Genomic DNA, 2,478 nt, shown 5'->3' on the forward strand with positions numbered 1-2,478 from the left:
CACCGCACCGGTCCCGGTCGTACGGCCACCGGCCGCCGCGGAACCCGTCGGCCCGCGGGATCCGCCGGCGTCGCGTGGGCGGGGGGCCCGGAACGCGGCGGCCCACCCGGGCCCCCGCGACACGTTCCGGCCCCGGCTGTCAGCCCCTGCCCGTACTGTCGGGGCATGGAAGGCACCGCACTCCCCACCGCATACGACCGGACGTCAGTCGCCCGCTGGGCCCCCGAACCCGACAAACGTCCCGGCCGCACCGCCTTCCAGCGCGACCGCGCCCGCGTCCTGCACTCCGCCGCCCTCCGCCGCCTCGCCGGAAAGACACAGGTCGTCACCCCCGGCGAGCACAGCCAGGTCTGGGACGCCAGCCCCCGCACCCGCCTCACCCACTCCCTCGAATGCGCCCAGGTCGGCCGCGAACTCGGCGCCGCCCTCGGCTGCGACCCCGACCTCGTCGAGGCCGCCTGCCTCTCCCACGACCTCGGGCACCCGCCCTTCGGCCACAACGGCGAACAGGCGCTGAACGAGTTCGCCGAGGACTGCGGCGGCTTCGAGGGCAACGCCCAGTCGCTCCGCCTCCTCACCCGCATCGAACCCAAACGCTTCACCCCCGAGGGTTCCGTCGGCCTCAACCTCACCCGCGCCGCCCTCGACGCCGCCACCAAGTACCCCTGGCCCCGCGGCGCCCACCCCACCGACCCTGCCTCCCCGAAGTTCGGCGTCTACGACGACGACCGCCCCGTCTTCGACTGGCTCCGCGAGGACGCCCCCGGCACCCGCACCTGCTTCGAGGCCCAGGTCATGGACTGGTCCGACGACGTGGCCTACTCGGTGCACGACGTGGAGGACGGCCTGCACGCCGGCCACATCGACCCGGACTGCCTGCACTCCGGCCCGGAGCGGGAAGCCGTCTTCGCCGTCGCCGTCGGCCGGTACGTTCCCGCCGGCACCGACCCCGCCGAACTCGCGGAGGCCCTCGACCGCCTCCTCGGCCAGGAGTGGTGGCCGCACGGCTACGACGGCACCGCCGTCGCCCAGGCCCGCCTCAAGGACGCCACCAGCCAGCTCATCGGCCGCTTCTGCCTCGCCGCCGAGGGCGCCACCCGGCAGGCCCACGGGACCGGGCGCCTCACCCGATACGGCGCCGAGCTGGTCGTACCGCGCAGCACCCGCATGGAGTGCGCGGTCCTCAAGGCGGTCGCCGACCGGTACGTCATGCAGCGCGCCGAACAGGAACTGCTCCGCGCCGACCAGCGGATCGTCGTCCTCGAACTGGCCGAGGCGCTCACCTCCCGCGCCCCCGACGGCCTGGACCCCCAGTTCCGCACCCTGTTCGACCGGGCCCCGGACGACCGGGCCCGCAAGCGCGTGATCGTCGACCAGATCGCGTCGCTCACCGACGCCTCGGCCCGCTCGCTTCACGCCCGCCTCACCGGGCAGAGATGAGCGGTATGGCCTGATCGGGTCACTCCCCCTTCCGGCAACACCCTGCGTGCGGGACGCTCGCAGGTGGCAACACCCCCAAGAGGAGGCAACGACGTGGTCGACGCGGATCAGACATTCGTCATCGTCGGAGGCGGACTGGCCGGCGCGAAGGCGGCCGAGACGCTGAGATCAGAGGGCTTCACCGGCCGCGTGATACTGATCTGCGACGAACGCGACCACCCCTACGAGCGTCCGCCCCTCTCCAAGGGCTACCTCCTCGGCAAGGCCGAACGCGACAGCGTCTTCGTCCACGAACCCGCCTGGTACGCGCGCCACGACATCGAACTGCACCTCGGCCAGACCGTCGACGCCGTCGACCGCGCCGCGAGGACCGTCCGCTTCGGCGAGGACGGCACCGTCGTCCGCTACGACAAGCTGCTGCTCGCCACCGGCGCCGAACCCCGCCGCCTGGACATCCCGGGCACCGGCCTCGTCGGCGTCCACCATCTGCGCCGCCTCGCCCACGCCGAACGCCTCAAGGGCGTCCTGGCCTCCCTCGGCCGGGACAACGGCCATCTGGTGATCGCCGGCGCCGGCTGGATCGGCCTGGAGATCGCGGCGGCGGCCCGCGAGTACGGCGCGGAGGTCACCGTCGTCCACCGCGGCGAGACCCCGCTGCACTCGGTCCTCGGCCCCGAGCTCGGCCAGCTCTTCGCCGAGCTGCACCGCGAGCACGGCGTCCGCTTCCACTTCGGTGCCACGCTCACCGAGATCACCGGCCAGGACGGCATGGTCCTCGCCGCCCGCACCGACGACGGCGAGGAGCACCCCGCGCACGCCGTCCTCGCGGCGATCGGCGCGGCCCCCCGCACGTCCCTCGCGGAGGCGGCGGGGCTGGAGCTCGCCGACCGGGCGGACGGCGGGGGCGTCCTCGTCGACGAACGGCTGCGCACGTCCGACCCGGACGTCTACGCCGCCGGCGACGTCGCGTCCTTCCCGCACGGCCTCTTCGGCACGCGGCTGCGGGTGGAGCACTGGGCCAACGCGCTGAACGGCGGG

2 protein-coding genes are annotated in these 2,478 nt (G+C 74.2%); both read left to right on the top strand.

Annotated features, from left to right (window positions below):
• The first annotated feature begins 165 nt into the window (after window positions 1–165).
• Window positions 166–1,440 (top strand): deoxyguanosinetriphosphate triphosphohydrolase, encoded by a 1,275-nt coding sequence (locus B7767_RS32215; protein ID WP_085575219.1) that lies wholly within the window; start codon window positions 166–168, stop codon window positions 1,438–1,440.
• A 93-nt stretch (window positions 1,441–1,533) separates the two neighbouring features.
• On the top strand, window positions 1,534–2,478 hold a 945-nt coding region (locus tag B7767_RS32220), incomplete at its 3' end, for an NAD(P)/FAD-dependent oxidoreductase (protein ID WP_085575220.1).

Origin of the sequence: Streptomyces sp. 13-12-16, from assembly GCF_002114215.1 — a bacterium.
Lineage (GTDB): Bacteria > Actinomycetota > Actinomycetes > Streptomycetales > Streptomycetaceae > Streptomyces.